We start from the raw sequence: 5,658 nt of genomic DNA, 5'->3' as shown, positions 1-5,658 counted from the left end.
TCGACGTAGTGCATGGAGTTGGCACCGAAGATGTTGGTGGTGCTTGCGCCGGTGCCGGCGTCGGTCTGCACCCAAAGGCGTCCCTTGGGATCCACGCGGATGCCGTCCGGGCTGGAGAAGGTATTGCCGTTGATCGTGCCCTTCAGGTTATACGCGGCGATGGAGGGATCTCCCGCCAGCAGGAAAATCTCCCAGGTGAAGCTCGTGGCCAGCGGGGAATCGCCGGCTTCCTTCCATCGGATGATGTGCCCATGCGAGTTGCTCATGCGAGGGTTGGCCGMATCGGGCACCTTGCGGCCGCCGTTGTTGGTCAGCGTGCAGAACAGGGTTTTATCCGGCCCTACCGTGATCCACTCCGGCCGGTCCATCAGCGTGCCGCCGGCCACGCGCGCAGCAGCCTTGGTGTTGACCAGTACATCGGCCTGCGTGGTGAAATTGACAACCACCGGCGTCTGCGGACCTTGCGTGGTATTGCCCGGATCGGTTGCGCCGGCCAGCAGGTTGTTCTTGCCCTGGGTCAGTTCGATCCATTGGCCGCCGCCGTCGGCATTGAACCTGGCGACATACAGCGTGCCCTCGTCGAGCAGGTTGAAATTGGCCTTGCGGTCGTTCGGATCGAAGGGTTTCGTAGGGACGAACTTGTAGATGCAGCCCGGCGTGCTGTCGTCGCCCRTGTAGAACGCGACGCGATTGCCGGCGCCGGTCATGAACGCGGTGTTCTCGTGGTCGAAGCGGCCCATCGCGGTGCGCTTGGTCGGCGCGGCGAGCTGGTTCAGCGGATCGATCTCCACCACCCAGCCGTAGCCGATTTCCGGCTGGGTCGGGTCCAGGTAGTTGTCGGTGGTCTCCTCGCACGTCAGGTAAGTACCCCAGGGCGTATGGCCGCTCGAGCAATTGTTGAGCGTGCCGACTACGGTGCCACCCACGGCGCTTGCGGCGGGGCCGCTGACCTTGTACACCGTGTTGCCCGTATAGCGCTTGTTGTAGGCGGAGCCCTTCCTGACCTGCCACTTGCCGCCGGACAGTGCGATTTCGATGACCGACACGCCGACCGAGGACAGGGCGATCTTCTTCTGTTCGGCCGTTGCGGTCGCGGCATTGTAGGTGCCGCCGGGGAACAGGATGGCCGCGTCGAGCGTCTCGTGGTTGATCGCCAGCAGGCCGCCTTGCTGCGGGTCGACGCCCGGCAACGGGAAGAAGTGCATGCCGTCGTGGTTGCCACCGGCTTGCAACTCGGTCTCGGCCGACGTCTGGAAGGATCCGCTGTACCCCGGCGCACCGGCGACGACCGGGTCGCCGGCCGAGAACAGGACGTCATAGGCGTAGTTGGCCGGCAACGTCACGGTATCCGCTGTCACCTTGTCCGCCACCGGGGTAAAGCCGATCTTGTAGTCGAGCGGCTGCGCTGGCGTGGGTACCGGTGCCGGCGCGGGTGCCGGCGCGGGGGACGGCGTTGCTGCCGCGTCATCGCCGCCGCAGGCGGCAAGCAGGCCGCTCGTGCCGAATACGGACAGCAGCGACACGCTCAGGCCACCGCGCAACACAGTGCGGCGCGCCGGATTGGCGGCAACGATGTCTTCGAGCATCTGGCCCGGAACAGTGACTACGCCTTCGGCATCACGGCGCGGCGCGCGGGCCTTATYGGTAAGGTACGACATGCGTGGGGATCCTCTCGTCTGTGCGAAGCCGGCGAACCGGGGGATTTCGGTGCGCACGGGTTCGCGGTGCGCCGCCGATAGTAGAGAGGGAATATGACGTTGGCGTTACTGGATGTACCAACAAAGAGTCATTAAGCGTGCGAAAGTGGCCGACTCATGCGAACATCTCCGCTTTTTGGGATCCCTGCCCATGAACCGCCCGACGCTGCTCGCCTCGCTCGCCCTCCTCTCGCTGGCCCTGGGCCAGCCAGCCATCGCCGACACGCTCAAGAAGCCCGACCTCGACACCCTCGTCGCGGCCGCGCAGGCGAAGCCGCCGGCGAATTTCAACGCTTTCCTGGATGAAGCGGTCAGGGCCAATCCCAAGCTGGCGGGCAGTGTCGCCGCGTATCGCAAGCAGGCCGTGCTGAGCGGCGACGACCTGACCAATATCGGCCGCCTGCTCGGCGTGTACAACCGGCTCCACAACCAGCGAGCCGTGATCTCCGCCATCGAGCGCATGGTGGCCTTGCGCACCGTGCGCGACGACAAGATTCCCCAGCACGAGAACCCCGCCATCGTCTCGTTCGGCAAGCTGGTGGAAGGCATGGCAAAGGACTTCGGCCTGACCTTCCGCAACGTGGACAATCGCGTGTTCGAGGTCACGCTGCCGGGCCGGGGCAAGGAAGAATTCGGCTTGCTGACCCACGCCGACGTGGTGCCCGTGGTGGCGGACGAATGGGTGCTGGACGACGGCACCAGGCTCGACCCGTTCAAGGTCACGCGCGTTGGCGACTATCTCTACGGCCGCGGCACCATCGATGACAAGGGCTCGATCGCCACGGTGCTGTACGCGATGAAGACCGTGAAGGAGAGCGGCCTGAAGCTCGACCGCACCATCCGCCTGATGATCGAGACCACCGAGGAAACCGGCGGCGACGGCATGAAATACTACCGCGAGCACACCTCGCTGCCCGAGTACAACATCGTGCTCGACAGCAAATACCCCGCCGTTGTGGCGGAGAAGGGATCGGGCAGCCTGAAAGTGTTCTTCCCCGTGCAGGCCACCGATGGCAAGACCACCGCCATCGTCGCCATGAGCGGCGCGGCGGCCGCCAACGCCGTGCCGCAGACCGCCAGCGCGCAGCTCAAGGGTGGCGATCTCGGCGCGGCCCGTGCGCGGCTTGAAGCGGCGCGCGCCGGCTTTATCGGAAAGTACGCGGCGCAGGGCAAGTTCACGATCGATATCAGCCAGGGCGCCGACAGCGTGGACGTCAAGGTCACCGGTACTTCCGCCCATGGCTCGCGCCCCGAGGAAGGCGTGAACCCCCTGCCCCGCCTGACACTGTTCCTGCAGGAATCCGGGATCGCGCTGGCCGACAACCACTACGCCAGGGCGGCAAAGTACCTCAACGACCTGTACGGCACCGGCTACCTGGGCGAGAAAATGGGCGTGGCCTAYAAGGACGATTTCATGGGGCCGCTCACGATGTCGCCCAACCTGGTCCGCGAGAAGGACGGCCAGCTGGAAGTCACCGCCAACGTGCGCATGCCGCGCGGCAACACGCCGCAGGCGCTGTCCAGGGCGGTGGCCGACAAGATCAACGCCTGGGCCGGTGCCAACCACGAGAAGGTGACGATCAGCCACGAGCAAGGCGACTGGATGGCGCGCGACCCCAAGGGCGCGTGGCTGGCCACCCTGCTCAATATCTTCGGCGATACCACGGGGCTCGAATCCAGACCCGTGCCCACCGCCGGCAGCACCACGGCCAAGCTGATGCCGAACGCCATCAACTTCGGCCCGGCCATGCCCGGCAAGAAGTACACCGCGCACAACGCCAAGGAGTACAAGGAAGTCTCCGACCTCGACCTGGATATGCAGATGTTTACCGAAATGCTGATCCGGATCGGCGACCTGAAGACGATGCAGTAAGGTGTGACGTGGTTATGAGGGAGGGAAGGCGTTATGGATAGCGAGGCGCTTTCTCTCCCGTCTTTCACTCCCCGCGCCCGCCCCGCCCGCTTTAGTACTGWTAAACAAGCTGCAACCCCGCCGCCACTCCCGCCGTATGGAACGCCGCCGGCTTATAGACCGGCGTGCCCAGGAACAAGTCATACGACACCGCGCCCAGCGTGGAACCCAACCCACCGCGCATCCCGATCACCGCACCAGCCAGCTGTGTACCAATCAGCCCCTCGGTGGCAGGCCCAAACACCCGTCCATAGTCCAGCCCCGCATACAGCGCCTGCCCGCTCCCGCCCAGTGGCGCCTGCAGTTCGTTACGCCAATAAAAGCCACGCTCACCCGCCAGCAGGCTTTCGCCGTCGAAGCCGCGCACGGTGTAGCGGCTGCCGATGGTCAGTGCGTCGATGTAGTACAGACGGTCGTTGGTGAATTGCCCGCGAACGGTGGTGACGTAGCGCAGCGCCTGCCCGGCCACCTTGAACGGCACCGACAGATTGGCATCCAGCACCGCCATGCGGTAGCGCCAGGTGGGGCCACCGAACGCAGCCAGCGTATCAGGCTGCGCACCAAGGCCCGCCGCGCCCTGCCGGTAGACCAGGCTGCCGTCGAACTGCGCCGCGCCGAAGTAGTGGCGATCGGTAATGCCCACCTCCACCACCGTGTTGTTGCGCCGCTGCTGCTCGATCTCGGTATCTTCGATAAAGCTCTTGCCGAAGCGCTTCGACAGACGGAACTGCACGCCGAGCACATCGTTCTGGCTGCGGCTGATTACCCGCTGCAACTTGAAATCCACCGTCTGCGAATTGCCGCTGGAGACAAAGGTCTGGTTGACCCCTGCAATCTGCTGGTAGTAGGTGCTCGAATACGCCGACACCGTGCCGGTCCAGTAGCCCCACGGCACCGAATAGAAACCGTTCCAGCCGTGGGTACCGTGGCTCCGGTCGCCAAAGCCCAGATCCTGGCTGTAGCCCACATTGAACAGATCGTTCAGGCCCAGCGGATTGTCAATGCCCACGCTCAGGTTGCCCTGCAGCTTGCCGGTGGATTGCGTGCCCGAGTTGTCCATCGACGCCACCACCGTCCACGGCCTGGTCCGCCTGACCGCGATCACCACATCGCTCTGACCCGGTACGCTGGTGGGCACAACCTGCATGTCCACATCCTGGCTGGTCACGCGCTTCATCTGTTCCAGGCCTTGCTCCAGGTCGCGCAGGTTCAGCAGATCGCCGGGGCGTGTGGGGAACGCGCTCTTCCAGGTGCCCCAGAGATCCGGCTGGGCAAAGCGCAACTGCCCGATCACGCCGGGGATCAGCGCCATGCGCAGCGTGCCGGTGCTCAGGTCCTGCTCGGGGAGCAATACGCGTGTGGTGACATAGCCTTGGCCAAGGATGACTTGCAATATGCCCTTGGCGAGCAAGTCCACACCTTGCTTGCCGATGCAGGCGCCCTGGTAGTGATCGAGCCAGGCGCGGGCGAAGGCGAACGGGTCCTGCGGCAACGCCGACGCGCCGCGCGCGTGCAGTGCCGGTGGCAACTCCGCCGGCACTTCGAGTACAAAGCGCTCAATGCGGAAACAGGGTTGCTCGGCCGGGAGTTCGGGAAACCCCTCTGCTGACGGCTGCGCTGCCCGCACGCTCGGCGCYTGGACGGCCTGGGCGCGTTCGCGGGCTTCCTGCTGCTGGCGTACGCGTTGTTGTTGTTCGGCGCCGGAGAGGATGGCGGCCTGAGCTGGATTTGCGGGGGTGACCTGGGCACGCAAGGACGTGTCGGTGTAACCCGCGCCACCTGCCAGTGTGAGCATGGTGGCGACCATTTTTCTTCTGATCTGCATAAAAGCGCTTATGGCGTGAGCGGGGCTCACGCTGTGTCGGTTTTTGCTCGCGTCCGCGGCCTCTCCATGAATGCCACAGCCGCCTCACGATCTTGCCCAACTATTCGAGCAACATCTCCCGATAGGTTTTTTGAAAATTTTTCTTCATGATTGGCGTGATGGCTCATCCTTTTCCAGGATGTGAAGCTCAAATTTCTGAGCCTCAATGGCAATAGATACAGATG

General features: G+C 64.3%; 4 protein-coding genes. 1 reads left to right on the top strand and 3 read right to left on the bottom strand.

What is annotated here, in order from left to right:
* A partial coding sequence (locus tag AC1DKD_RS38325) for a PhoX family protein (protein ID WP_477144490.1) occupies window positions 1–1,658 on the bottom strand: 1,658 nt, incomplete at its 3' end.
* A 190-nt stretch (window positions 1,659–1,848) separates the two neighbouring features.
* Between AC1DKD_RS38325 and AC1DKD_RS38320 the strand changes: the two genes are divergently transcribed.
* The gene (locus AC1DKD_RS38320; RefSeq protein ID WP_477111134.1) at window positions 1,849–3,570 is read left to right on the top strand and encodes a dipeptidase; all 1,722 of its coding nucleotides are present in this window, start codon (window positions 1,849–1,851) and stop codon (window positions 3,568–3,570) included.
* A 91-nt stretch (window positions 3,571–3,661) separates the two neighbouring features.
* On the opposite strand, the gene AC1DKD_RS38315 is transcribed toward AC1DKD_RS38320, so the two are convergent.
* Together AC1DKD_RS38315 and AC1DKD_RS38310 are read right to left on the bottom strand one after the other, a co-directional pair.
* Window positions 3,662–5,416, bottom strand: coding sequence for a ShlB/FhaC/HecB family hemolysin secretion/activation protein (locus AC1DKD_RS38315; RefSeq protein WP_477144489.1), 1,755 nt, complete (start codon window positions 5,414–5,416; stop codon window positions 3,662–3,664).
* 44 nt (window positions 5,417–5,460) lie between these two features.
* Window positions 5,461–5,658, bottom strand: a 198-nt coding sequence (locus AC1DKD_RS38310; RefSeq protein WP_477144488.1) for a hypothetical protein, incomplete at its 5' end; no start/stop codon positions are given.

The sequence above is a fragment of the Cupriavidus sp. 05T313 genome (assembly GCF_056396665.1).
Note: the sequence above shows the minus strand (reverse complement) of the source record. Positions and strands in the feature narration are given on the sequence as shown.